The organism is Paenibacillus sp. B01 (genome assembly GCF_009649995.1).
Classification (GTDB): Bacteria; Bacillota; Bacilli; order Paenibacillales; family Paenibacillaceae; genus Paenibacillus_O; species Paenibacillus_O pasadenensis.
Genome location: NZ_CP045802.1, coordinates 4,732,073 through 4,758,337, shown reverse-complemented (window position 1 = coordinate 4,758,337; position 26,265 = coordinate 4,732,073). Strand labels below are relative to the sequence as shown.

Below are 26,265 nucleotides of genomic sequence, written 5' to 3'. Positions count from 1 at the left end.
ATAACGGGATATTTGCACTATTTTTATCATCATTTTTAAGTTTTCTTTCGTTCTTACCGATTTTGCTTTCCTCGAAAAGCGAACAAAAAGAGACCGCCGACCCACCCGATCGAATCGGGGAGGACGACGGTCCGTCTCAGCTTGATTTCCAGCTGACGAGGATGGCGGCGATCAGGTCGAGCTTGCCGCGAGCCGCTTGGACGAGCGGATCTCGCGCGCGGCGGCGACCATATTGTGGAGGGAGGCGGCGGTTTCTTCGCGGCCGCGCGTCTTGAGGCCGCAGTCCGGATTGATCCAGAACAGCTCGGGATCGAGGCTGCGCAGGGAGCGCTCGATCATCGAGACCATCTCGGAGACGGACGGCACGCGCGGGCTGTGGATGTCGTAGACGCCGAGGCCGATGCCTTTTTCATAGGTGTTCTCCTCGAAGCTGTGGATCAGCTCGCCATGGGAGCGGGACGTCTCGATCGAGATGACGTCGGCATCCAGGTCGCGAATTGTATCAATGATATCGGAGAACTCGCAATAGCACATATGGGTATGGATCTGCGTCGTATCCGTCACGCCGGTCGTAGCAAGGCGGAAGGCGTCGACGGCGGCGCGCAGCTCCTCGGGCCAGCGGCTTTTCTTGAGCGGCAGCCCTTCGCGCAGCGCCGGCTCGTCGACCTGGATCATGCCGATGCCGGCGTTTTCCAGCTCGGCCACCTCCTTGCGGAGCGCGAGCGCGATCTGCAGCGCCACCTCGCTGCGCGGCAGGTCGTTGCGCACGAACGACCAGTTGAGGATCGTGATCGGGCCGGTAAGCATGCCTTTGACCGGCTTGCTCGTGAGCGACTGCGCATAGACGGTTTCCTGGACCGTCATCGGGTCGACGAAGTCGACGTCGCCGTAGATGACCGGAGGCTTCACGCAGCGGGAGCCGTACGACTGCACCCAGCCGTTCGACGTGAAGGCGAAGCCGGCAAGCTTCTCTCCGAAAAATTCGACCATGTCGGTGCGCTCGAACTCGCCGTGCACGAGCACGTCGAGGCCGATCTGCTCCTGCAGCGAGATCCAGTCCTGGATCTGCTCGCGGATGAACGTCTCGTAGGAGGCATCGTCCAGCGTGCCCTTGCGCCACTTGGCGCGGGCGGAACGGATCTCCGCCGTCTGCGGGAAGCTGCCGATCGTCGTCGTCGGCAGCAGCGGCAGCTGCCAGCGCTTCTGCTGCTCGACGCGGCGCTCGGCGAATGCGCTCGTCCGCTCGGAGCGCTTGCCGCCGTGCTGCTCTACGCTCGCTCGCACCGACGCGACGCGACGCTCCGGCAGCGCGTCGAACGCGGCCAGCGCTTCACGGCTGGCGGCGAAGCCGGCCGTCACCGCCTCGGCCTGCTCGTCTGCTGCGAGCGAGGCGGCAGAAGCGAGCAGCGCCAGCTCGGCGAGCTTCTCGTCGGCTCCGGCCAGCGCGCCCTGCAGCGCCGGATCGAGCTTCGCTTCGCCGGCCAGGGAGACCGGCACATGCAGCAGGCTGGACGACGGCTGCAGCAGCAGGCGCTCGGCCGGCACGACGGCTTGCAGCTGGCGGACGAGCGCCAGCGCCGCGTCGAGATCGGCGCGCCAGATGCCGCGGCCGTCGAGGATGCCGGCGGCGAGCGTCAGCTCTTGCGGGAAGCCATGCTCGGCGATCGCCTGCAGGTTGCGGCCGCGGTCATGGACGAAGTCGAGGCCGATGGCGGCGACCGGCAGGCTCGTCAGCGCCTGGTAGTCGTCCGGAGCGTCGAAGTACGTCTGCACGATCAGCTTCAGCTCGGGAGCGGCCTTCGCCAGCTCGGCGTAGATGCGCTGCAGTCGCGCCGCGTCGCCTTCGGCGAGATCGCCGCAGACGACCGGCTCGTCGAGCTGCGCCCAGGCGGCTCCGGCCGCCTGGAGCTCGGCCAGCACCTGGCTGTACAGCGGCAGCAGGCGGTCCAGCCAGGCGTCCGTCTCGGCAGCGGCGTAGCCTTTGGACAGCTTGAGGAACGTCAGCGGTCCGATCAGCACCGGCTTGCCGTCGATGCCGAGCTTCTCCTTGGCTTCGCGGTACGCCTGCAGCGGCAGGTTGGCCGTCAGGGCAGGCTCGGCGCCGCCGAGCTCGGGCACGATGTAGTGGTAGTTCGTGTTGAACCACTTCGTCATCTCGCAGGCTGTCGCCGAAGCGTTGCCGCGAGCCATCGAGAAGTAGAGCGCGAGCGGCACCTCGCCGCCCTCGTAGCCGTAGCGCTGCGGCACGATGCCGAACATCGCCGCCGTGTCCAGCACGCGGTCATAAAACGTGAAGTCGCCGACCGGAATCAGGTCGAGGCCGGACTGCTGCTGGCGGCGCAGCCGCTCCAGGCGGATCGCCTCCATCTCCTGCTGGAACTGCGGCTCCTCGATCTTGCCGGACCAGAACGCCTCCAGCGTCTTTTTCCATTCCCGATTCTCCCCGATATTGGGATAGCCGAGGCTGCTGCTCTTCACCGTGCTGCCCATTGCTTCCAACCTCCTGTTGCAGGCCGTTCGCCTGTCTCGAATATAGGCTTCATTATGCCGAAGCGGCGGCGATCTGCCTAATTGCAAATAGGAATAGCTGGTTATAGCCTGCGGTTAGGATCCCGAATGGATTTCCGCTAAAAAACCATTGTTGCCTTGCCGTCGGAAGCCTATAATGTTAGATAATCTAACATTAGAATGGATCTCGCGGCCGGGAGAAGGCGACCGGCCAGGCAAGAACGAGGAGGCGGCAAGCATGCATATGACGGTCGAAGAGGCGATGTCCGTATTTCCGCTGTCGGAGGGCAGGCTCGTAGCGGGAGCCGCAGGCAAGGGACGGATCGTGAAATCCGTCAACGTCATGGATGCGCCGGACATCTGGGATTGGATCAAGGAAGGCGAGATGCTGCTGACGACCGGCTACCTCATCAAGGACGACCCGGAGGGCGGGGCGGGGCTGCTGCGCCAGCTCGAGCGCCGCGGCTCGTCGGGACTCGGCATAAAGCCGGGACGCTTCTGGCCGCAAATTCCAGCGGAGCTGATCGCGGCCGCCGACGAGCTCGGATTCCCGCTCATCGAGCTTCCGTACGCCTACACGTTCTCGGATCAGATGAACGGGCTGTACCGGGCGGAGATGCAGCGCAGCACGACTGCCCTGCAGGCGGCGCTCGACAAGCAGAAGCAGCTGATGCGCTTCGCCATGCAGAGCGATCCGATCCGACATCTGCTTGACGAGATCGCCGGCGTCGTCGGCTATCCGCTCGCCGTCGTCGACCGCAGCGGCGAGATGATCTACAATTCCAGCCGCGTCGAGGCGGCGGCGCTGCTGCAGGGCTGGCCGTGGACGGCGGGGCGCCATCCGTGGACGAAGGGCGACGGGTGGCATTGCTGCCGGATTCCGCTGGAGACGGAAGGCGGCGCCGGGCAGGACGTCCAGGGCTTTGCCTGCTTCGTGACGGAGGAGCCCTTTTTCACGACGCTGGAAGAAAGCCTGTTCCATCAGGCGGCGCAGCTGATCGCCTACCAGCTGGAAGCGCGGCACGCGGCCGCCGGCAGCGCGGCGCGCAGCTACGAGGCGCTCGTCCGCAGCTATCTGGAGGGCGGCATCGCCGCGTCGGAGCTGGCGGCGCACGGAGGTACGGCGGAGTCGGCGGCCATCTCCGGCGCGTATGTGCCCGTGCTGACCGATGCGGGCTCGGCGCCGGACGAGGCGGCGTGGGAGGCGCGCCTGGAGCGGACGCGGCTCGAGTATGCCCGGCATCCGCAGCTCGGGCGCTGCGGCGCGCTTCATGTGCGGCTTGAGGAAGGGCTGCTCTCGCTGTTCCCGGAGCCGGCGGCGGGCGAGCAGCTGGAGGCGCAGCTGGCCGCATGCGCGGCGAGCCTGCGCAAGGAATCGGGCGGCGCGGCGCGAGTCGTCGTCGGCAGCCGCCGCATCGGGGAAGCCGCGCTCGCCGGCGCCTGGACGGAGCTCAAGGAGGCGCTGCGCATGGCGCGCCGCTGGGGCGTGTCCGAGGCCGTCGTGCCGGCCCGGCGGATGGAGCTGGCGGCTTTGTTCGAGGACGTGCCCGCAAGCCGCATCGCCGCCTACTGCGACCGGGTGCTCGAGGGGCTGCTGCGCAAGGAGCCGGAGTACAGCCAGGAGATGCTGCGCACGCTCGAGGTGTATCTCGAGCAGGACGGCCAGCTGGCCGAGACGGCCAAGAAGCTTTATATCCACCGCAATACCGCCTCGTATCGGCTGGAGCGGATCAGCGAGCTGCTCGGCGTCGACCTCAAGAAGACGGACGACCTGCTGCGGCTGAAGCTGGCGTTCCGGCTGCGCGGCTTCGGCGCGCTGCCGGCGTCGGCTGTGCCGAGCAAGGCGGCCCGGGCGGAGGCCGAGACGGCGGCGGGGGATCATCCGGCTGGTCATGCGTCCGGCCGCGCGCCTGGGCGGCGCAAGGCGACCTAGAGCGCAGAGAGGGGGAGCAGGCATGGATGCAGGACGGGTTTTGGAAGGCTGGAACGGATCGGAGCCGTTCGTGCTGGCGACGATCGTGGATGCGGCCGGCCATTCGTATCGCAAGCCGGGGGCGTGCATGCTGCTCGGCCGCGATGGGCGTCGCCGCGGCAGCGTCAGTCCCGGCTGCCTGGAGGCGGATTTGGCTCAGCGCGCCGAGATGCTGCTGGACGAGTCGGAGCGCGGCGCAGGCGGGGAGCCGGGCTGGCAGCGGGTGCTTTACGACATGAGCTCGCCGGACGATCTGCTGTGGGGCGAGGCGACCGGCTGCGGCGGCTCGCTGACGGTGCTGCTGGAGCGGATCGAGGGCGAGCTGGCGGACGTGCTGCGGCAGGCGGCGAGACTGCAGGATGACCGGTGGCTGGAGCGCCGGCTGCATCCGGGACGCATCGGCTACCGGCTGCTCGATCAGCCGCTCTGTCCGGCGGAGGCAGGCGACGAGAATGTCGTCCGTTATGTGACGCATCTGGCAGCGCGCCCGCGGCTGATCCTGTTCGGCGCCGGAGACGACAGCATTCCGATCGCCGAGCAGGCGCTGCGCGCGGGCTTCCGCGTCGTCGTCGCCGACTGGCGGGAGGGGATGTGCGCGCCGGAGCGGTTCCCAGACTGCGAGCTGCGCATCGGCTCGCCGGCAGAGCTGCTGGACGCGCTGCGCATCGGCACGGCCGACTATGTGCTGCTGTGCAGCCATCGGCTCGGCTTCGAGCGCGAGCTGCTGGAGCGCCTGGCGGCGGCGCCGCCGCGTTATGCCGGCGTGCTCGGCTCCCGCCGGCGGATCGCTCTGCTGCGGGACGGCCTCGATTATCCGGGCTTGATCTCCGGTCCGGTCGGGCTCGACATCGGCGGCGACGGAGCCGAGGAGATCGCGCTCAGCATCGCGGCGGAGCTCGTTGCCGTGCGGCGGCGCGGCGCGCTGCCGCAGCTCGCGCTGACGCGGCAGCCGGCCGCTGCCGTGCCTTTGGAGCGCATGCGCGAGGACGGCAAGGCGGCTGCGAGCGGCGCGCTGACGGGAGGGAGCGTGAAGGCGGCTGCGGGCGGCGCGCTGACGGGAGGGAGCGTGAAGGCGGCTGCGGGCGTCGCGCTGACGGGAGGGAGCGTGAAGGCGGCTGCGGGCGTCGCGCTGGCGGGAGGGAGCGTGAAGGCGGCTGTGGGCGGCGCTGACGTCGGGACGGCAGCGCTCGCGAGCGGCAGGAGCTCCGACGCGGCTTATTCCAACGGTAGTGCCGGGCTCCTGGCGGACAGCTGCCTGCTGCAGCCGGGACGCGTCATCGCCGAGGGAGGCGGCCGCTGATGGCGACGGCGGGACAGATCGGACGGGGGATCGGAGCCGGAATCAGCAACGGGCCGACGAGCGGAAGCGTGGTCGGCACCTGGAGCGTAGACGGGATCGGAACCGGTACAGGAAACGAGCGCGGAATCGGGAACGGGATCGGGACCGGTAACGGAATCGGCAACAGGATCGGCAACAGGATCGGTAACAGGATCGGAATCCAGGCAGAAGGCCCCGGCCAGGTGGACGGAGGCAAGCCGCTTATGCGAGCGGTCGCGATTTGCCTGGCGGCTGGCGCAGGCTCGCGCATGGGCGGGGCCAAGCCGGCCCGCGAGCTGGCGCCGGGCGTCAGCCTCGGCTCGGCGGTGCTGAGCGAGCTGGCGGCGAGCGGAGTCGAGCGGGTGGTGGCCGTGCTGCGTCCCGGCGACGACGGGACATGGCTTCCAAGCGGAGCCGGGGCGGCGCGGTCCGATCCGGCCGGCTGCTGGCCGCCGCTCGAGCGGGTGACATGTCCCGACGCGGATCAGGGTATGGCGCATTCGCTTCGTTGCGGCCTCGCAGCCGCTCTCGGCAGCAGCGGCGATGAGCCGAGGCTGGACGCGGTCCTGATCGCGCTTGCGGATCAGCCTTTCACGGACGCCGCTTTGATGCGGCGTCTCCTGGCTCGTCTGGCGGAGCGTCCAGAGCTGGACTGGACGGCTTGCGCCGGAACCGACGGCTTGCCCGTGCCTCCTGTCGCGCTACGCTCCACGATGTTCGACGCCGTCTGGCGCCTGAGCGGCGATCAAGGCGCCCGCAAGCTTCTGCGGGACACAACGTTCCAGGGCGATGCGCTCCACGATGTGCCGGAGCAGATGCTGCTCGACGCGGATACGCCGGAGGAGCTGGAGCGGCTGCGGCAAGCCTGGGAGCGGATGCACTCAAGCCGCAGCGGCATCGCCTGAGCGACCGCAACGGAACTGCAAGACGTTATTTAGTCGGATAGAGGCTGTCTTTGATCGTCCATGAAGCGGTAGATCGCGATGTAGCGGAACGAAGCTGAGGCTTTCATGCGCCGGTTCAGACGCAAAGACTCCAACAAAACGAAAAACGTACATCCTCCAAACAGCCGCGGTCGCCGGGGCTGTTTTTGCGTTGACGCTATATCTATCCAGCGATGGAGTTGCGCGGAAAATCCGAGTAACTGTGCTCAAACAGGTGTCCCGACGCCGGAGTTGCGCGGAAAATCCGAGTAACTCCGCTCGAACAGGTAGCCCGACGTCGGAGTTACGCGGAAAATCCGAGTAACTGTGCTCAAACAGGTGTCCCGACGTCGGAGTTGCGCGGAAAATCCGAGTAACTGTGCTCAAACAGGTGTCCCGACGTCGGAGTTGCGCGGAAAATCCGAGTAACTCCGCTCGAACAGGTGTCCCGACGTCGGAGTTATGTGGAAAACCCGAGTAAGCAGGCGGTCTGAGGGGCGGAGCCGAGGCGATAAGTCGAAAAAATCGGGTTAGCGGGCCGTCAGAGCAGGGTTGGCGGGCTGTAACCCGAAAAAATCAGGTTAGAGAGCCGTCGGAGCAGGGTTGGCGGGCTGCAACCCGAAAAGATCGGGTTAGAGAGCCGTCGGGGTGGGGTTGGCGGGCTGTAACCCGAAAAAAACGGGTTAGAGAGCCGTCGGAGCAGGGTTGGCGGGCTGTAACCCGAAAAAATCGGGTTAGAGAGCCGTCGGAGCGAAGTTGGCGGGCTGTAACCCGAATAAATCGGGTTAGCGGGCCGTCGGAGCGGGGCTGGTGGGCTGTAACCCGAATAAATCGGGTTAGAGAGCCGTCGGAGCGGGGCTGGTGGGCTGTAGCCCGAAAAAATCGGGTTAGAGAGCCGGAGGAGCGGAGCCAAGGCGATAAGTCGAAAAAATCGGGTTAGCGGGGGCGAGGAAATCCAAACGGGCGGAGTTGAGCAGGAAAATCGACCAGCTGTCCGGACGGATGGTGACAGGCAAGCCGCTTAATCGGGTTGCAGATGGCAAGCGTAGCGGGAGCCCGCCCCGCGCCTGCCCCGCGCCCACCCCCGCGCTCGCGCCCGTCCGGCGCCCATCCCGCGCCGCCCCGCGCCCACCCCGCGCCCGTCCCGCACCAATCCCGCGCCCACCCCGCGCCCATCCCGCGCCCATCCCGCGCCCACCCCGCGCCTGCCCCGCGCCCGCCCCGCCCCGCGCCCGCCCCGCGCCCGCCCCGCGCCCGCCCCGCGCCCATCCCGCGCCCGTCCGGCGCCCACTCGCGCCTGCCCTGCGCTCGCCACGCTCCCGCACCCATGCATAAATATGACATGCATATAACGCGAAGAAGAGCCGGAATAAATCGTTTCGGCAACCGTTCCGACGTATTTTCGTGCGCCGCGCACAATGAAAGCCGATCCATTTCCATTCATGCACAAATAAATGTGAGATAAGTTGACGTGAAAACGAACCGCCTCCTATAGTGGAAGACATGGCAGCGCGGCAAAGCGCCGAATGCCCGTACTTCCAGCACATCCTGCGCCGTCTGGCCATTATCGGACGCGCAGCATTTAAAGGAGGATAAGGATGAAAAAGAGGGTCAGAACGTTCAAAAGCGCCATGTGGCTATGCGTGGCGGTCATGCTCGTGCTAGCCGGATGCTCCGCGGGAGGCGGCAGCTCGAACAATGGAGCGGCGGCTCCTAGCAACGAAGCGTCGAACAGCGGCGCAGCGGCGAACGCCGGAACTGCAAGCGAGAACGCAGGCGGCGAAGGCGGCACGATGCCGAAAATCGAGAAGCCCCGCGTCGCTTTCGTCTACATCGGTCCTCCAGGAGACGGCGGCTGGACGTACGAGCATGACAAAGGCCGCCAATACATGGAAGAGCAGACCGGCCTCAAGGCCGATACGGTCGAGAACGTGCCGGAGAGCGCGGACGCCGAGCGCATCATCACCGAGCTGGCGCAAAACCACGACATCGTCTTTACGACGAGCTTCGGCTACATGGACTACACGCTGAACGTCGCGAAGAAGTTCCCGAAGGTCATCTTCGAGCATACGGCCGGCTACAAAACGAACGACAACATGAGCACGTTCTTCGGCAAAAACTTCGAGGCGAGCTACCTGTCCGGCATCGCGGCCGGTAAGCTGACGAAGAACAACCAGATCGGCTACGTCGGAGCGTTCCCGATTCCCGAGGTCATCTACAACATCAACGCCTTCGCGCTCGGCGCGCAGAGCGTCAACCCGGACGCCAAGGTGAGCGTCGTCTGGTCCAACACCTGGTTCGATCCGACGACCGAGCGCCAGGCGGCGGTCAGCCTGCTGGACAAAGGCGCGGACGTGCTGATGGCGTACCAGGACAGCCCGGCGACGATCCAGGCGGCGGCGGAGCGCGGAGCTTTCGCCGGCGGCAACGATTCGGACATGAGCCGCTTCGCCCCGGACACGTACATGACGAACCCGGTCTGGAACTGGGGGCCGTACTACACGATGGTCGTCAAGTCCGTCATGGAAGGCACGTGGAAGAGCCAGCAGTACATGGGCAGCATGCAGGACGGCATGGTCGGCCTCGCGCCGCTCGGCGCCAAAGTGCCGGACGACGTCAAGGCGCTCGTCGAGGAGCAGCACAAGAAGGCGATGGAAGGCAAGCTTGACGTGTTCCAGGGCCCGATCAGCGATCAGAGCGGAGCGGCCAAGGTCGAGGCGGGCAAGTCCTTGACGATGGAAGAGATTCTGAACATGAACTGGTTCGTGAAAGGCGTGGAGGGAACGATCCCGAACTGACGGCCTTTCCTGCGGCCTGACGGAGCTGCGCTCAGATCCCTTGCAGAAGGGATCTGAGCCGCTTCCGGGGAGGCGCGCGAGCTGCATTTCAAGGAGGCGGATTGAGGCGATGAGCACCCATCCAGCGGTGGAGATGAGGAAGATCGTCAAGCGCTTCGGCAGCGTGACGGCCAACGATCAGGTGGACTTCACGGCGGAGCGGGGCGAGATCCACGCCCTGCTCGGGGAAAATGGAGCCGGCAAGAGCACGATGATGTGCATGCTGTCCGGCGTGTACCGCGCCACCGAGGGCGAGATCCGGATCCAGGGCCGGCCGGTCCGCATCCGCTCGCCCAAGGAGGCGGCCGAGCTCGGCATCGGCATGGTGTTCCAGAACTTCCGGCTCGTGCAGACGCTGACGGCGGCCGAGAACATGGTGCTGGGCGAAAAGGGCGGCTTCTGGCGCGGCGCCGGCTGGATGAAGAGAAAGACGAAGGAGATCGCCGAGCTGGCCGAGCGCTTCGGACTCGGCTTCCCGGTCGACCGGCCGATCTGGCAGCTGTCGGTCGGCGAGCAGCAGCGGGTGGAGATCGTCAAGACGCTGTACCGCGGCGCCGACATCATCATCCTCGACGAGCCGACCTCGGTGCTGACGCCGGGCGAGGCGGAGCAGCTGTTCGCCACGCTGCGCCAGATGCGCGCGGAGGGCAAGACGATCCTGATCACGACGCACAAGATGAAGGAGGTCATGAGCGTCGCCGACCGCATCTCCGTCATGCGCAAGGGCCGCATGATCGCCTCGCTCGCCCGCGAGGAGACGGACGAGCGGCAGCTGGCGCAGCTGATGGTCGGCAAGGAGGTCGTCCTCCAGCGCAAGGAGCGGGAGCCGGCCGGCATGGAGCCGCTGCTCGCGCTGCGCGGGCTGAAGGCGCTCGGCCACGGCGGACGCAAGGCGCTCGACGGGCTCGACCTGGAGGTGAGGAAGGGAGAGATCGTCGGCATCGCCGGCGTCGCCGGCAACGGGCAGAAGGAGCTGGCGGAGGTGCTGAACGGCCTGCATCCCTGGTCCGGCGGAGAGATCGAGTTTGACGGCGCGGTCTGGAAGCGGGCGTCGGCGCTGGAGGCGATCGAGTCGGGCATCGCGCATATTCCGGAGAATCGGATGAAAAGCGGCCTGGCCGGCAGCCTGGCGATCGCCGACAACCTGCTCTCCAAATCGTACCGCGGCCCGGAGCGCTCGCGCCTCGGCCTGCTGCGGGGAGGCGCCAACCGGCGCTGGGCGCAGTCGCTCGTCGAGCAGTTCGACGTGCGCACGCCGAGCCTCGATACGCCGGTGCGGATGCTCTCGGGCGGCAACCAGCAGAAGCTGCTGTTCGCCCGCGAGATCAGCATGCGGCCCAAGCTGATGGTCGCCGTGCATCCGACGCAAGGGCTGGATGTCGGGGCGGCCGACAGCGTGCATCGCATGCTCATGGAGCTGCGCGCCTCGGGCAGCGGAGTGCTGCTCATCTCCGAGGATCTCGACGAGATCCTGCAGCTGTCCGACCGCGTGCTCGTCGTCTTCGGCGGGCGCATCATCGGGGAGATGGCGCATGACGAGGCGGACCGCCAGCGCATCGGCCTGCTCATGACCGGCTCCGCCGGCGCGGAGGAGGCGGCGGCGGGACGCGCCGGGGCCGAGGAGGCTCTCCGGCAGCCGGACCAACCTGATCCTGACGGCAAGGAGGCCATCGTATGAATCCAACATCCGGCCCGGCGGGACTCGAAGCGGTGCTCGCTCCGGCCCGGCAGGCGGCCCAGGCGTCGGCGAGCCTCGCGGGAGGGGCGCCGGGCAGTTCGGCCGCAGCCGCAGCCGCATCGACGCCGGGAGCGGCGCGCAAGCCGCGCTTCCCGCTGCGCTTCGAGCTCGATCCGGCAGGCAAGGGCTCCCCGTGGTGGACGCCGATCGTCTCGGTCGTCGCGGCGCTCCTGATCTGCGCCGTCTTCATCGCCGCCAACGGCATGAACCCGCTGACCGTCTACGCCAAGATGATGAACGGCGCGTTCGGCTCCAGCTTCGGCTTGACCGAGACGCTCGTCAAGGCGATTCCGCTGCTGCTGTGCGGCCTAGGCGTCTCGATCGCCTACCGCATCTCCGTCTGGAACATCGGCGCGGAGGGGCAGCTGCTCGCCGGCGCGATGGGCGCGACCGCGATCACGATCTACCTGCCGGGGCTTTCGCTCTGGCTGACGATTCCGGCGATGCTGCTCGCGGGCATCGCGGCGGGCGCGCTGTGGGGGCTCTTCACGGCCATTCCGCGCACGTATTTCCAGGTCAACGAGCTCATCACCTCGCTCATGCTGAACTACATCGCGCTGCTGGCGCTCAATTACTTCGTCTTCGGCCCGTGGAAGGATCCCAAGGGCTTCAACTTCCCCGGCACGCCGATGTTCGGCGACAACCAGATGCTGCCGGTGCTCGGCGACACGCGCCTGCATCTGGGCCTCGTCTTCGCCGTAGGCGCCGTCGCCCTGTACGCCGTCCTCATCCGCTACACCCGCTGGGGCTACGAGCTGCGGCTGATCGGCGCCAATCCGGACGCCGCGCGCGGAGCCGGCATCAACATCCGCAAGCATATCCTCATCGTCATGGCGGTTAGCGGCGGCCTCGCCGGCATCGCCGGCATGGCGGAGGTGGCGGGCGTGTCTCACCGCCTCATGTACGGCATCTCGCCGGGCTACGGCTACACGGCGATCATCGTCGCCTGGCTCGCCAAGCTGCATCCGGCCGGCCTGCTCGTCACGTCGTTCCTGTTCGGCGGGCTCATCGTCGGCGGCTACAGCGTGCAGACGATCGGCATGCCGTCGTCGATCTCGTCGATGATCCAGGGCGCGATCCTGTTCTGCCTCATCGCCGGCGACATGGCCGCACGCTTTCGCATCCGCCGCGCCGCCTAATCCCGATCGGAGGAACCTGACATGGACTTCATCACTCTGCTGCTTGCCGCCGCGATCGCCTCCGGCACGCCGCTGCTGATCGCGACGCTCGGAGGCATCCTGAGCGAGCGCGCCGGCATCATCCAGCTCGGCACGGAAGGCATCATGCTTATGGGCGCGGTCAGCGCCTGCCTCGTCTACATCCGCTCGGGCAGCCTCTGGGCGGCGCTCGCCGCCGTCGTGCTCGTGTCCGCGGCGCTCGGCCTCGTGCATGCGTTCATGACCGTCACGCTGCGCGCCAACCATATCGTCAGCGGGCTGGCGATGACGCTGTTCGGCGCCGGCCTCAGCGCCTATCTCGGCAAGCCGGTCGCCGGCCAGCCGCTTCCGGGCGCTTTTCCGAGGCTTGAACTGGCGTTCCTGGACGGCGTGCCGTTCCTCGGGCCGATCTTTGGCCGTCTTGACTGGTTCACCTGGATCAGCTTCGCGCTCGCGCTCGGGCTGCATCTGCTCATCCACCGCACGTCGTGGGGGCTGCATCTGCGGGCGATGGGCGACAATCCGGCGACCGCCGACGTCATGGGCATTCCCGTGCAAGCGGCGCGCTACGCCTACGTCGTCGGCGGGGCGGTGCTGATCGGGCTCGCGGGAGCGAACATGCTGCTCGTCTACTCCCCGACGTGGAACGAAGGGATGACCGCCGGCCGCGGCTGGATCGCCGTCGCGCTCATCATCTTCGCCCGCTGGAACCCGCTGCGCGCGCTGCTGTGCGCCTATTTCTTCGGGGCGCTCGACTCGATCGGCTTCCGCATCCAGCTGGAGGGCTCGCTTATTCCGTCGTACTTCCTCAAGATGATCCCGTACGTCGTGACGATCCTCGTGCTCATGTACCTCGGCTGGAGAGGACGCGGTAAGCCGTCCGGCTCGCCGGAGTCGCTCGGCCTGCCGTATATCCGCGAGCAGCGGCTGTAGCGTAGAGAGCGGCGATCGGATCGGATAGGACATGAGGGCGAAGGGGGAAAAGGGATGAGCTTGAAGGAAACGGCCGGGCCGCTGCTGCTGCAGCCGGCCACGCTGGAAGAAGCCTGGCGGCTCCGGTCGAGGCACGGCTTCGCCGCCCTGCCCGTCGCCGGCGGCACGCTGCTGCGGACGCAATGGGAGAACGGCGTGCTGGCGCCGCCGTCCGTCCTGCTCGACCTGCGCCGGATCGGCGGACTCGCGGACATCGGGCCGCAGCCGGACGGGAGCCTGCGCATCGGCTCGCAGGCGACGCTGTCGGCCGTGCTGAAGGCGCCGGCGAGCGCCGGCTGGCCGCTGCTGCGCGAGGCGCTGCGCATGATCGCCGCGCCGGGCGTGCGCAATCTCGGCACGCTCGGCGGCAACATCGCGTCGGCCGTCGGCGACAGCCTGCCGGCGCTGCTCGCGCTGGACGCGGAGCTGGAGTGGTACGACGGCGCCTCGCTCGCCGGGCAGAGCCTCGAGGCCTGGCTGGAGGAGCGCCGGGCCGGAGCGGCTCCGGAGCGCCGCCTGCTGGCGGCGGTGACGCTGCCGGCGCCTGGCGGAGCTGCCGGCGCTGCCGGCGCGGCTGGCGAGGCGGGCGGCGCCGGCGAAGGGAGCGGCAGAGCTCGGGCCGCTAGCGGCAATGGCGCCGGAGCCGGAGGCGCAGAGGGAGCCTGCGCCGCTGACTTCAGCGGCGGGCATGCGAGCGGCGGCCGCTGGCACGCCTGGCGCAAGATCGGGCGCCGCGAGTCGTTCACGCCGGCGCTCGTCTGCGTCGCGGCGGCGGGCGGCCCGGCCGCGCCCGGCGGCGCGCCCGGCGCATGGCTGCGGCTCGCGGCCGGAGGCGGCTCCGCTCCGCCGCAGCGGCTGCGGCTCGCCGAGCGGGCGGCGCTCGCGGCGCTGGCCGCAAGCGGCGATGCCGCCCGCGCGGCGGCGGCCGCGTTCGAGGCGGCGCTGACGGAGTACGCGCCGGCGGGAGACGCTTTTGCCGATGCGGACTATCGGCGGCGCTGCGCGGCCAATCTGGCCGCGGCGGCGGTATGGGAAGGATGGACAGCGAGAGGAGGAGAGCGGCGATGATCCTGACCCGGGAAGGAAGCGGCGAGCGCTGGCGGATCCGTCCGGACGGCGCTGCCAAGGTGGACGGCAGCCTGGCGTACCTGACGGACATGAGCCGTCCCGGCACGCTGTGGGCGCGAGTGCTGCGCAGCGAGCACGCGCATGCGCTCATCCGCTCGATCCGCACGGAGCGGGCGGAGGCGCTGGCGGGCGTGCATGCGGTCATCACCCATCGCGACGTGCCGGGGCTGAACCGGTTCGGCATCGCTTTTCCGCATCAGCCGGCGCTGTGCAGCGACCGGGTGCGCTACGTCGGCGACGCTGTCGCGGCGGTCGCCGCCGACACGCCGGAGATCGCGGCGTTGGCGCTGGAGCTGATCGAGGTCGAGTACGAGCCGCTGCCTCCGCTGACCGACCCCCGCCTCGCGCTGCTGCCGGACGCGCCGCAGCTGCATGAGGACGGCAATCTGCTGCATCGCACGGAGTACCGCACCGGCGAGCCGGAGGAGCTGGAGGCGCTGTTCGCCGAGTGCGCGTTCGTCGTCGAGAGGGAGTATGCGACGCCTCGCCAGATGCACGCTTATATGGAGACCGAGGGCGGCCTGTTCATCCCGGAAGCGGATGGCAGGCTGACCGTCTACTCGGCGACGCAGCACGGCCTCATGGACCGGATGCAGCTCGCCCGCATGCTGGACTGGGAGGAGGAGCGCATCCGCGTCGTGTCGAGCCCGATCGGCGGCTCGTTCGGCGGCAAGGACGAGCTGAACGTGCAGCCGTACGGCTCGCTGCTCGCGCTCAAGACCGGGCGTCCGGTGCGGCTGCACAACTCGCGCATGGAGTCCGTGCGGGCGGGGCTGAAGCGCCATCCGATGCTCATCACGATGCGCACCGGCACGGACCGGTCCGGGCGGCTGCTCGCGCATCGCGCCCGCATCCTGTCGGATACGGGGGCGTACGCGACGCTGGGAGCGGAGGTGCTCAACTTCTCGACCGAGCATGTGATCGGGCCGTACCGCTGGGGCATGCTCGATGTCGAGGGGCATGCGGTGTACACGAACAACGGCGTGTCCGGCGAATTCCGCGGCTTCGGCGGCAACCAGGCGATCTTCGCGCTGGAAAGCCAGCTCGACGAGCTGGCGGAGCTTCACGGCATCGACCCGTGGGAATTCCGGCGGATGAACATGCGCGAGCCGTCCGATCCCGGACCGCTCGGCCAGCCGATCGCGCCGACCGACGGCGCGCGGCAGGTGTGGGAGGCGCTGGAGCGCTCGCCGCTGTGGCGGTCCCGGCACGGCGCCAAGGCGGGCGCCGGCGGGCAGGCTGCGCGGAGCGGCGAGGCTGTGCGGAGCGGCGAGGCGGAGGCGGCTCTGCCGGCGGATAAGCGGGCTGCGGCGGCGTCGAATGCGGCGCGGGCCGCAGCGCAGGCGGAGAGCGCGGCAGGCGCCGAAGCGGCTCCGGCGCCGCCTCCGTGGGTGCGCGTCGGCTACGGCGCGGCGCTGACGATGCACGGAGCCGGACTCGGCTTCGGCATCCCGGACCCGGCGGGCGGCATTCTGCGCCTGGCGGCGGACGGCGTCATCGAGGCGGTGTTCGGCTACGAGGAGTTCGGCCAAGGGCTGATCGCGACGCTGAGCGGCATGCTGATCGAGCAGTTCGGCTTCGCGCCGGACGATTTCCGCATCCTCATCGGCGACACGGATATCGTCCCCAACAGCGGCTCGTCGACCGCCTCGCGCGCCACGAGCATGATGTGGATGGCGCTGCGGCGGCTGCGTCCGGAGCTGACGCGGCGGCTGACGGAAGCGGCAGCCGAGGCGTCGGGCATTCCGGCCGAGCGGCTGCGCGTCGGCGCGGGCGGCGTCCGGGACGCAGGCGGCGGGCTCGTCGCCGCGTATGCGGAGCTGGCGCGCCGGACGGCGGCGGACCCGATCGTCTGCGAGACGACGTTCCACTACCCGACTACGAGCAAGCCGCATGTCGGCGCGCATTTCCTGTACACGTACGCTGCCGTCGCCGCCCGCGTCGAGGTCGACCTGCTGAGCGGCAGGGTCAAGGTGACCGACCAGCATCATGCCGTCGCCGCCGGTCCCGTCGCCAATCCGCAGGGATATCTTGGACAGATCGAGGGCGGCGCCTCGATGGCGCTCGGCTTCACGCTGAGCGAGGATGCGGTCATGGAGGCAGGGCGCTACGCGACGCGCAACCTGGATACGTATCTCGTGCCGTCGGCCGCCGATGTCGGCCGGCTGACGGTCGAGGCGATCGAGGAGCTGCCGGAGGACGACGCGTACGGTCCGCGCGGCGTCGGCGAGATCGGCTCGGTGGCGCTCGCCCCGGCGATCACGGCCGCGATCCGCGACGCGGTCGGCGTGCGGGTGCGCAAGCTGCCGCTCGAGCCCGGCGTGCTGCTGCAGCCATGGAGCGACGAGTGGCAGGCGAAAGGAGGCGGATGCGATGAGTGACGACAAGAAGCGCTATCCGATCGGCGAGTCGGAGCCCGAGCGGCGCCGGCAGGCGGAGCGGGCCGCGAGCGGGCCGCAGGCTGCGGCGCAAACGCCGGAGCCGGCCCGTCGCGGGACGGAGGCGCCGGCCGAAGCCGGCCCGGAGGCCGCGGCCATGCGGATGCCGGCCGGCGCCCCGGCGCCGGAGCCGCCGGTCGCGGCCGGAGAAGAAGGCGCCGCCTCCGCTTTGGCGGAGCTGGCTTCGGCGCAAGCGGTGCTGGCGCCGGAGCGGCTCGATGCCGATGCTGCGCGGGCCGAGCTTGCGCCGGCCGAAGCCGCGCCAGCGCCGCCGGCGGGCGGTCCGCTCTGGCTTCGCTTCCGACTGAACGGGCAGCGGCGCGAGCTGCGGGTCGACCCGTCGCGCCGCCTGCTGGCGGTCATCCGCGAGGACCTCGGCCTGACCGGCACGAAGCGCTCCTGCGAGATCGGCCGCTGCGGCGCCTGCATGGTGCTCGTGGACGGCGAGCCGATGAACAGCTGCCTGCTGTCCGCCTACCAATGCCAGGAGGCCGACATCGTGACGATCGAAGGGCTGCGGGACGAACGGGCTGAGCGCGTGAAAAGCGCCTTCCTTGAGGAAGGCGGCTTCCAATGCGGCTACTGCACGCCGGGCATGGTCGTCAGCGTGACGTCGATGCTGGCCGCCAATCCGTGCCCGTCCCGGGCCGAGACGGAGGAGGCGCTGGCCGGCAACATCTGCCGCTGCACCGGCTACGGCAGCATCTTCCGCGCGGTATGCCGGGCTTCGGCCGGCGAGCCTGACGCGAACCTGATTTAAAAGGAGAGATCGCCATGAGCGACAGAGACCATATCCGCTATCTCAAGCGGGCCGTCGAGGTGTCTGAGGCGGCGCGCGAGTCCGGCAATACGCCGTTCGGCGCGCTGCTCGTCGGCCCGGACGGCGAGATCCTGCTGGAGCAGGGCAACATCGAGGTGACCGAGCGCAACTGCACCGGCCATGCCGAGACGACGCTGATGGAGCGCGCCTCGGGCCTTTACGACAAGAAGTTCCTGTGGGACTGCGCGCTGTACACGTCCGTCGAGCCGTGCGCGATGTGCTCGGGCTCCATCTACTGGGGCAATGTCGGCACCGTCGTGTACGGCATCAGCGAGAAAAGGCTGTTGGAGCTGACCGGCGACGACGAGCAGAATCCGACGCTCGACCTGCCGTGCCGCGAGGTTTTCGCCGCCGGCCAGAAGCCGGTGACGGTCATCGGGCCGTTCGAGGAGCTGGACGAGGCGATCGTCGCCGTGCACGCGGGGTACTGGACATGAGCGGGCAGGTTACGATCGCGGAGCTGAACGCGATGACGCCGGAAGCGTTCGCCAAGACGCTCGGCGGCATCTACGAGCATTCGCCGTGGGTCGCCGAGCGGGCGGCGGCGGGCCGGCCGTACGCCGGCCGGGAAGAGCTGCATGCCGCGATGGAGCGGGCCGTGCGCGAGGCCGGCGAGGAAGCGGTGCTGGCGCTGCTGCGGCAGCATCCCGATCTCGGCGCGCGGCTCGCGATGAGCGAGCATTCCGTCGCCGAGCAGCAGGGCGCGGGCCTCGACCGGCTGAGCCCGGAGGAGTACGAGACGTTTTCGGCGCTCAATCGGCAGTATGTGGAGCGGTTCGGCTTTCCGTTCATCCTCGCGGTGAAGGGCAAGGACAAGGACGGCATCCTGCAGGCGCTGCAGGAGCGGACGCCGCGGGAGCGCGAGGCGGAGCTGGAGCAGGCGCTGCGGGAGATCGGGCGCATCACCGGCTTTCGGCTGGCGGACCTGATCGCGGACTAGGCAGGGAGGAGGAGCGAGATGGACGGAGGGAGATTGACGACGCATGTGCTGGACACGTCCAGAGGACGCCCGGCGGCGGGCATGGCGCTGACGTTGACGCGCCTGGCCGGAGAGGGGCAGGCCGGCCTGCTGCGCGAGGCGGTCACCAATGCCGACGGCCGCATCGACGGCCCGCTGCTGGCCGGCGAGGAGCTGACGCCCGGCACGTACGAGCTGCTGTTCGAGGCCGGCGCGTATTTCCGCTCGGCGGCAGCGGCGGCAGGCGCAGGCGCGGCCGCTGCGGCGGGAGAGGCGTTCCTGGAGCAGGTGCCGATCCGCTTCACGATCGCCGACGGCTCGCAGCATTATCATGTGCCGCTGATCGTCGCGCCGGGCGGGTACAGCAGCTATCGGGGCAGCTGAGGCAGGCGGGCCTCGCGCGCTTCCGTCATCAGCGGTTAGGAAAGGGGCGAACATCATGGGAGAGAAGAGGGACCTTCCGGCCGCAGGCTGGACAACGGTGATCAAGGGCGGCGACATCGTCCTGCCGGACGTCGCGCAGCCGCAGCGGCTGGACATCGCGATCGCCGGCGGGGCGATCGCCGCGATCGGTCCGGAGCTGGACGCGGCCGGGGCGGAAATCGTCGACGCGTCGGGGCTGCTCGTGCTGCCGGGCGGCGTCGACGTCCACGTGCATTTCAACGAGCCGAACATGGGCCACTGGGAAGGGTTCCCGACCGGCTCCGCCGCGCTCGCCGCCGGGGGCGTGACCGCTTACGCGGACATGCCGCTGAACGGGCTGCCGGCGACGGTCGACCGGGCGGCGCTGGCGCTCAAGGCCTCCTGCGCCGAAGGCCGCTCCGCCGTCGACTATGCGTTCTGGGGCGGGCTCGTCCCGGGCAAGCTCGAGGAGCTGGAGCCGCTGGCGGAGGCCGGCGTCGTCGGCTTCAAGGCGTTCGTCTCCAAGCCGGGCGGAGAAGGCGAAGGCCGCTTCGTCGAGGCGGACGACTGGACGCTGTACGAAGGGATGCGGCGCATCGCCTCGTTCGGCGGCGTGCTGGCGCTGCATGCGGAGAACGACAGCATGACGACGGCGCTCGGCGATTCGATGCGGCGGGCAGGCCGCGTCGGGGCGCTCGACTTCGCCGCCTCGCGGCCGCCGGTGGCGGAGCTGGAGGCGGTGCACCGGGCGCTGTTCTACGCGGAGCTCACGGGCTGCCGGCTGCACTTCGTGCACATCAGCCATCCGGACAGCGTGGAGCGGATCGACCGCGCGCGCCGGGACGGCCTGGACGTGACCGTAGAGACATGCCCGCATTATCTGATGCTGACGGCGGACGACATGGCCCGGATCGGGCCGGTGGCCAAATGCGCGCCGCCGCTGCGGGACGCTGAAAGCGTCGAGCGGCTGTGGGCGCAGCTGGCGGAAGGCAAGATCGACCTCGTCGCCTCCGACCACAGCCCGAGCCCGATCGAGCTGAAGGCGGGGCCGGGGCTGAGCTTTTTCGACGCCTGGGGCGGCATCTCCGGCGCGCAGAGCACGGTCGAGCTCGTGCTCGGCGAAGGGCTGCGGCGCGGCATTCCGGCCGGCCGGCTCGCGCGGGTGCTGGCGGGGGCGCCGGCGGAGCGCTTCGGCTTGACCGGCAAGGGCGGAATCGCCGTCGGCAAGGACGCCGATCTGGCGCTGATCGACCGCAGCGCGGGCTACACGCTGGAAAGCGGCCACCTGCAGTACCTGCATCCGCATAGCCCGTACACGGGCATGCGGATGGACGTCCGGGTCGTCCGCACGCTGCTGCGCGGACAGGTCGTCTACTCGCTGGACGGCGGCGTCGTGCCGGCGGGAGGCGTGCGCACCGCTGGCGGCCTGGGGGCGCCGGCAGAGCGGCGGCAAGCCGCCGAGGCCGGGACGGGCGGATCGTTCGGCGGACGCTGAAAGCGGAAGAGAGGAGGGAGCGCGGATGGCGCTGACAAGCGAGCAGATGGAGCAGGCAGCCTCCTTCATGATGGAGCTGCTGCGGGAGCTGGCCTGGATCGGCGCGGAAGGCGCCGCGAACGTGGCGGCGGCGGACCCGCTCGGGACGACGGCGCAGCTTTCGGCGGCCGCCGTCGAGGCGGCTGGAGGAGCGGGCTCGGCGCAAGCGCCGGGCCAGGCGGCGAGCGCTGCGGCAGGCGCAGCGGCGGGAGTGCCTGGGGCGGCGGAGGCAGGCGCAGGGGCTGTGCCGCCAACAGCGTCGGTGCCGCCAACAGCGTCGGGCGCGGCATCCGCCGTGGAAGCGTCCGGGACGCCGCATGCGCCGCAGGGCCTGATCGGCCCGGCCGGCGCGCTCGGCGTGACGCGCCTGCTGTACGACGACGCTTGGCTGCAGGCGCAGCGCCTGCTGGAGCGGCGGCTCGCCGCAGCCGGCCTTGAGCCGCGCTTCGACCGCGCGGGCAGCCTGTTCGGCCGGCTGCCCGGGACGGACGGCGGGAGCCGCGTCGTCCTGACCGGCTCCCATATCGACACCGTGCGCCGCGGCGGCCACTATGACGGCGCCTACGGCGTCGCCGCCGGCATCGCCGCGCTGGCGGCGCTGAAGCGCTTTTGCGGACCGCCGCGCCGGACGCTGGAGGTCGTGTCGCTGTGCGAGGAAGAGGGCAGCCGCTTCCCGCTTTCCTACTGGGGCTCGGGCACGATGATCGGCCGCTACGGGCTCGAGGGAGCCTCGTTCTACCACGATCCGGACGGCGAGACGCTCGAGCAGGCGATGCTTGCGGCGGGCTTCGGCCGCCCGGAGCAGCCGCATCCGCGGCGCGATGACCTGGATGCGTTCGTCGAGCTGCATGTCGAGCAGGGCATCGTGCTGGAGCGGAGCGGAGAGCCGATCGGCGTCGTGCAGGCGATCGTCGGGCAGCGCCGCTATACGTTCACGGTGGCGGGCGAAGCGAACCATGCCGGCACGACGCCGATGCCGCTGCGGCGCGACGCGCTCGCCGGGGCGGCGGAGATGGCGCTGGCCGCCGAGCGGGCGGCCGTCCGCCGAGGCGAGCCGATGGTCGCCACCGTCGGGCGGCTCGAGGCCGAGCCCGGCACGCCGAACGTCGTGCCGGGCCGCGTCCGGTTCACGCTCGACGTCCGGCATGACGACGTCGAAGCGCTAGAGTCGTTCTGCCGCGAGCTGCTGGAGGAGCTGGACGGCATCGCCGCCCGGCGCGGCCTCGAGCTGCAGGGCGAGCTGTGGATGGACGCGCCGCCTGCGCGCATGGACGCGGAGCTGGCCGACCGGCTCGCGCGGGCGGCCGGCCGGCGCGGGCTGGCGGTCCGCCGCATGGCGAGCGGAGCTGGACATGACGCCCAGCTGCTGTCGGAGATTTGTCCGGCGGCGATGCTGTTCGTGCCGAGCCGGGCCGGAATCAGCCACTCTCCGCTGGAATTTACGGAGGAGGCGCAGCTGGCCGCAGGCTTGGCGGTTTTGATCGATGCGCTATACGAGCTTGCCTACGAGGAGAGAGTGCCATGAAACGATACGCCGACCTGTCGCCGACGCCGAGGACGATCATGACGCCGGGGCCGGTGGAAGCCGACCCGCGCGTGCTGCGGGCGATGAGCCATACGATTCTGGGCCAGTTCGATCCGGAGTTCACCGCCATCATGAACGAGACGATGGAGATGCTGCGGGAGCTGTTCCGCACGGACAATCGCTGGGCGTATCCGGTCGACGGCACGTCGCGCTCCGGCCTGGAGGCGGTGCTGACCGGGCTGATCGAGCCGGGCGACCGCGTGCTCGTGCCGATCTTCGGGCGCTTCGGCCATCTGCTGACCGAGCTGTCGCAGCGGCTCGGGGCGGAGGTCTATACGATCGAAAAGCCCTGGGGCGAGGTATTCGAGCCGCAGGAGGTGATCGAGGCGATCGACGCCTGCCGTCCGGATCTGGTGGCGATCGTGCACGGCGAGACGTCGACCGGCCGCGTGCAGCCGCTCGAGGCCATCGGCAAAGCCTGCCGCGAGCGCGGCATCCTGATCGCCGTCGACGCGGTCGCCACGCTCGGCGGCGTGCCGGTCGAGACCGACGCCTGGTGCCTGGACGCCGTCGTCGGCGGTGCGCAGAAATGCCTGTCGGTGCCGTCCGGCATGGCCCCGATCACCTACAACGAGCGCGCCGAGGCGAAGCTGCTCCGCCGCAAGCGCGTCGAGCGCGGGCTGCAGCCTCCGGCCGAGCCGGCGGCAGACGGCGCGGCCGCTTCCGGTTCCGCCGCGCCAGCAGCTGCGCCGGCAGGCCTTGCCGCCTTGCCCGCCGTCGGCAGTTTGAGTCCGGCCGCCCTCGCATCCGCCGCGCCGAGGCTGCAGCCGCCTGCCGCGAGCGAGCTCGGCGGCAGCGTCATCCGCAGCAACTACCTCGACCTCAGCCAGCTGCAGGATTACTGGAGCCCGGCGCGGCTCAACCATCATACCGAAATGACGTCGATGCTGTACGCGCTGCGCGAGGGCGTGCGGATCGTGCTGGAGGAAGGGCTCGAGGAGCGCTTCGCCCGCCATCGGCTGCATGAGTCGGCGCTCGTCGCCGGCCTGGAGGCGATGGGCCAGCGGCTGTACGGCAATCCGGCATGCAAGCTCGCCGTCGTCGCCTGCGTCGAGATCCCCGAGGGCATTGACGGCGAGTCGGTGCGATCGATGCTGCTGGAGCAGTTCGGCATCGAGATCGCCAGCAGCTTCGGCCCGCTCAAAGGCCGCATCTGGCGCATCGGCACGATGGGCTACAGCTGCTCGAAGCGCAACGTGCTGCTGCTGCTCGGCGCGCTGGAGGCGGTGCTGCTGCGCCACGGCGCGGAGCTCAAGGCCGGCGCGGCGGTGCAGGCGGCGCTCGACATCTATGAGGGGGGAAGCGTATGAAGCCGGTCATGCCGATGGGCTACCAGGGAATGGTCGCGACGCCTCATTACATCGCCAGCGAGATCGGGCGGGACATCGTGCGCCGCGGCGGCAGCGCGGCGGATGCGGCCGTCGCTATCAGCGCGGCGCTCGGCGTCGTCTACCCGCATATGACCGGCGTCGGCGGCGACGCGTTTTTCATGCTCTACGACGCGGCGAGCGGCGAGATGGCCGGCTACAACGGCAGCGGCCGCGCCGGCAGCCAGGTGACGCCGTCCGTTTATGCGGATGCCGGGGAGACGGCGATTCCGCAGCGCGGCGTGCGCAGCTCCATCACCGTGCCAGGCATGGTCGACGCCTGGTGGGAGGTGTGGCGGCGCGGCGGCCGGCTGCCGTGGGAGGAGCTGCTGGAGCCGGCGGCGCAGTATGCCGAGCAGGGCTTCCCGATCTCGCGCAACCTCGAGCACTGGATGCGGATCGGCGAGCGCGAGCTCGCGGCTTGCCCCGCGCTCGCGGCCGTCTACCTGCCGCAGGGCCGGCTGCTGCGGACCGGCGAGCGGCTCGTCCAGCCGGATCTCGCCCGCACGCTGCGGGAGCTGCAGGCGGCGGGCCGGGACGGCTTTTATACGGGGACGGTCATGGAGCGCATCGTCTCTGGGATGGAGCGGGACGGCGGGCTGCTGACGCGCGAGGACTTCGCCGCCCATCGCGGCGAGTGGGTGCCGACCGTGTCGGTCAGCTATCGCGGCTGCGAGGTGCATCAGATGCCGCCGAACTCGCAGGGCTTCTCCGCGCTGATGATGCTGAACGTGCTGGAGAACGCCGACCTCTCCGAGATCCCGCGCGATTCGGCCGCGTTCTACCATCTGATGGCCGAGACGGTGAAAAAGACGTTCCGCGACCGCGACCGCTACTTGACCGATCCGGACTTCGCGCATATTCCGCTGGAGCGGCTGCTGTCCAAGTCGTACGCCCGCCATCTGTACGACGAGATCGGCCGCAGCTTCCCGAATCCCGCAACGCATCTGTCGCCGGCGATGGGCCAGGATACCGCCTACGCCGCCGTCGTCGACGGCGAGGGCAACGCCGTTTCCTTCATTCAGAGCTTGTATTATGACTTCGGAGCGGCTTACATGCCCGAGGACACTGGCGTGCTGCTGCAGAACCGCGGCTCGTTCTTCTCGCTCGATCCGTCCGCTCCGAACGTGCTGGCGCCGGGCAAGCGCTCGTTCCACACGCTCATGCCGGCGATGATCCTGCGCGGAGGCAAGCCGTGGGCGCTCGTCGGCTCGCAGGGCGGGGAGGGCCAGCCGCAGACGCAGCTGTCCGTCATCACCGGCCTGATCGACTACGGCTGCACCGTCCAGGAGGCGCTGGCGCTGCCGCGCTGGATCTACGGTCGGACGTGGGGACAGGACAGCGACAGCCTCAAGCTGGAAAACCGCGGCCTGGCCGGCGCAGCCGCGACGTTGCGCGGCTGGGGGCACCGGGTCGAGCTGGTCGACGCCTGGGACGGCGTCACCGGCCAGGCGCAGGGCATCGTCATCGACGCCGACGGCCTCATGACCGGCGCGGCCGACCCGCGCGGCGACGGCCTGGCGATCGGCTGGTAGGCCTAGAGCTGCCAACCAGCCGACGCCTTGGCGATCAGCTGGCAAGCCCAGAGGCTGCTTGCGAGCAGACGCCTTGGCGATCAGCTGGTTGGCTGGCTTTTCCCTCGGGCGCGGCATAGAAAGGAGCGAGCACGAGTGCTGGCGACATTATGGAATCTCTTTTACTCGTTCGGGGTGGCGACGCTGCTCGGCTACGGCGGAGGACCGTCGATCATTCCGATCTATCAGGATCAGGTGGTGGGCCGATACGGTTGGATGACGACCGACGAATTCGGCAAGGCGCTCGCCTTCGGCAACGCGCTGCCCGGTCCGATCGCGACCAAGCTGGCCGCCTACATCGGCTACAAGGTCGCGGGCGTGGCCGGCAGCGCCGTCGCGCTCGTCGCGGTCGTGCTGCCGACGGCGCTTGTCATGGTGGCGCTCTCGGGCATCATGATCAAGCTGAGCGGCAACCCCGTCATCAAGGGCATGATCCGGGGCATCCAGCCGGTCATCTTCGTCATGATGGCGATGCTGGCGTACGACTTCTCGAAGTTCGCCTTCAAGGAAAGCTCCGGCTTCCTGAACTTCATGCCGTTCCTGATCGCGGCGGCGTTCTTCATCCTCGTGCAGTACCTGAAGCTCAACGCCGTATGGGGCATCCTCGGCGCGCTGGCGATCGGGGCGGTCTTTCTGCGCGGCTAGGGCGTGCCGGCTTGGAGGGGCGCCTTGGATTCCAACGTAAAAACCCGATTCCCCTTCCGCTGAAGCAGCGCTTCGGCAGGTCGGGAAGCGGGTTTTTATCTGCATTGTGGCACATTTACCACTGGCGGAGGCGATGCGACGGAAATGGAGCGCATCCAGTGGCATAGCCTTCGCTCAGCGCGATCACGTCCGGTACGAGCTTCAGCACGCCGATGCTCGGATCGTCCGGACCCGACCAGCAGCGGTTCCTGCCGGACTCCCGCAGGCTGCGGATGGCCGAGCGGTTGTCCAGGATGGCGGCCCGGCCCTGCACGTCGACGATGTCCTTCGGCCACATAAGGCCTGCCATGCCCAGCCCCATCAGCAGAGGTGGCAGCGGGGTAGCCACC

20 protein-coding genes are annotated in these 26,265 nt (G+C 69.2%); 18 read left to right on the top strand and 2 right to left on the bottom strand.

Features of this window, described 5'->3' with window-relative positions:
• Positions 1–171 precede the first annotated feature (171 nt).
• Positions 172–2,490: a 5-methyltetrahydropteroyltriglutamate--homocysteine S-methyltransferase gene (gene metE, locus GE073_RS20425; RefSeq protein ID WP_153784208.1), complete on the bottom strand. Its 2,319-nt coding sequence runs from the start codon at positions 2,488–2,490 to the stop codon at positions 172–174.
• Positions 2,491–2,746: 256 nt separating this feature from the next.
• Here metE and GE073_RS20420 point away from each other — a divergent pair, with 256 nt between their 5' ends.
• From GE073_RS20420 to GE073_RS20330, 18 genes are all read left to right on the top strand, one after another.
• Positions 2,747–4,441 (top strand): PucR family transcriptional regulator, encoded by a 1,695-nt coding sequence (locus tag GE073_RS20420; protein ID WP_153784207.1) that lies wholly within the window; start codon positions 2,747–2,749, stop codon positions 4,439–4,441.
• A 22-nt stretch (positions 4,442–4,463) separates the two neighbouring features.
• Entirely contained in the window at positions 4,464–5,780 is a 1,317-nt protein-coding gene (locus tag GE073_RS20415) for an XdhC family protein (RefSeq protein ID WP_194843424.1), read from the top strand.
• A gap of 242 nt (positions 5,781–6,022) precedes the next feature.
• Entirely contained in the window at positions 6,023–6,703 is a 681-nt protein-coding gene (locus GE073_RS20410) for a nucleotidyltransferase family protein (protein ID WP_153784205.1), read from the top strand.
• A 1,616-nt stretch (positions 6,704–8,319) separates the two neighbouring features.
• Complete coding sequence (locus GE073_RS20405; RefSeq protein ID WP_194843423.1) at positions 8,320–9,519, top strand: BMP family ABC transporter substrate-binding protein; 1,200 nt, start codon at positions 8,320–8,322, stop codon at positions 9,517–9,519.
• A gap of 109 nt (positions 9,520–9,628) precedes the next feature.
• Entirely contained in the window at positions 9,629–11,236 is a 1,608-nt protein-coding gene (locus GE073_RS20400) for an ABC transporter ATP-binding protein (RefSeq protein ID WP_084137045.1), read from the top strand.
• The gene (locus GE073_RS20395; RefSeq protein ID WP_153784204.1) at positions 11,233–12,435 is read left to right on the top strand and encodes an ABC transporter permease; all 1,203 of its coding nucleotides are present in this window, start codon (positions 11,233–11,235) and stop codon (positions 12,433–12,435) included. Before GE073_RS20400 ends, GE073_RS20395 begins: the two co-directional genes overlap by 4 nt.
• 21 nt (positions 12,436–12,456) lie before the next feature.
• On the top strand, positions 12,457–13,386 hold the full coding sequence (locus GE073_RS20390; RefSeq protein WP_028598491.1) for an ABC transporter permease: 930 nt from the start codon (positions 12,457–12,459) through the stop codon (positions 13,384–13,386).
• Positions 13,387–13,440: 54 nt separating this feature from the next.
• Positions 13,441–14,493 carry an FAD binding domain-containing protein gene (locus GE073_RS20385; protein WP_153784203.1) on the top strand — a complete coding sequence of 351 codons (1,053 nt, stop codon included), beginning with the start codon at positions 13,441–13,443 and terminating at the stop codon, positions 14,491–14,493.
• Positions 14,490–16,934, top strand: coding sequence for a molybdopterin cofactor-binding domain-containing protein (locus GE073_RS25595; RefSeq protein WP_153784202.1), 2,445 nt, complete (start codon positions 14,490–14,492; stop codon positions 16,932–16,934). The genes GE073_RS20385 and GE073_RS25595 overlap by 4 nt, the downstream gene beginning before the upstream one ends.
• A gap of 361 nt (positions 16,935–17,295) precedes the next feature.
• Positions 17,296–17,751, top strand: coding sequence for a (2Fe-2S)-binding protein (locus GE073_RS20375; protein ID WP_043111186.1), 456 nt, complete (start codon positions 17,296–17,298; stop codon positions 17,749–17,751).
• A gap of 14 nt (positions 17,752–17,765) precedes the next feature.
• Complete coding sequence (locus tag GE073_RS20370; protein ID WP_028598493.1) at positions 17,766–18,248, top strand: nucleoside deaminase; 483 nt, start codon at positions 17,766–17,768, stop codon at positions 18,246–18,248.
• Positions 18,245–18,751, top strand: coding sequence for a 2-oxo-4-hydroxy-4-carboxy-5-ureidoimidazoline decarboxylase (gene uraD / locus GE073_RS20365; protein WP_101808115.1), 507 nt, complete (start codon positions 18,245–18,247; stop codon positions 18,749–18,751). Before GE073_RS20370 ends, uraD begins: the two co-directional genes overlap by 4 nt.
• 18 nt (positions 18,752–18,769) lie before the next feature.
• Positions 18,770–19,153 (top strand): hydroxyisourate hydrolase, encoded by a 384-nt coding sequence (gene uraH, locus GE073_RS20360; RefSeq protein WP_028598495.1) that lies wholly within the window; start codon positions 18,770–18,772, stop codon positions 19,151–19,153.
• A 55-nt stretch (positions 19,154–19,208) separates the two neighbouring features.
• Entirely contained in the window at positions 19,209–20,666 is a 1,458-nt protein-coding gene (gene allB / locus GE073_RS20355; RefSeq protein ID WP_153784201.1) for an allantoinase AllB, read from the top strand.
• A gap of 25 nt (positions 20,667–20,691) precedes the next feature.
• Positions 20,692–22,230, top strand: a complete 1,539-nt coding sequence (locus GE073_RS20350) for a Zn-dependent hydrolase (protein ID WP_153784200.1) — start codon at positions 20,692–20,694, stop codon at positions 22,228–22,230.
• Entirely contained in the window at positions 22,227–23,600 is a 1,374-nt protein-coding gene (locus tag GE073_RS25590) for a pyridoxal-phosphate-dependent aminotransferase family protein (RefSeq protein ID WP_228551678.1), read from the top strand. The genes GE073_RS20350 and GE073_RS25590 overlap by 4 nt, the downstream gene beginning before the upstream one ends.
• A complete protein-coding gene (gene ggt / locus GE073_RS20335) occupies positions 23,597–25,192 on the top strand; it encodes a gamma-glutamyltransferase (RefSeq protein ID WP_153784199.1) in 1,596 nt (531 codons plus the stop codon). Before GE073_RS25590 ends, ggt begins: the two co-directional genes overlap by 4 nt.
• 135 nt (positions 25,193–25,327) lie before the next feature.
• Positions 25,328–25,876: a chromate transporter gene (locus tag GE073_RS20330; RefSeq protein WP_028598498.1), complete on the top strand. Its 549-nt coding sequence runs from the start codon at positions 25,328–25,330 to the stop codon at positions 25,874–25,876.
• A gap of 115 nt (positions 25,877–25,991) precedes the next feature.
• Here GE073_RS20330 and GE073_RS20325 read toward each other — a convergent pair whose 3' ends face one another.
• Positions 25,992–26,225, bottom strand: coding sequence for a pyridoxamine 5'-phosphate oxidase family protein (locus GE073_RS20325; protein ID WP_153784198.1), 234 nt, complete (start codon positions 26,223–26,225; stop codon positions 25,992–25,994).
• Between the last annotated feature and the right edge of the window lie 40 nt (positions 26,226–26,265).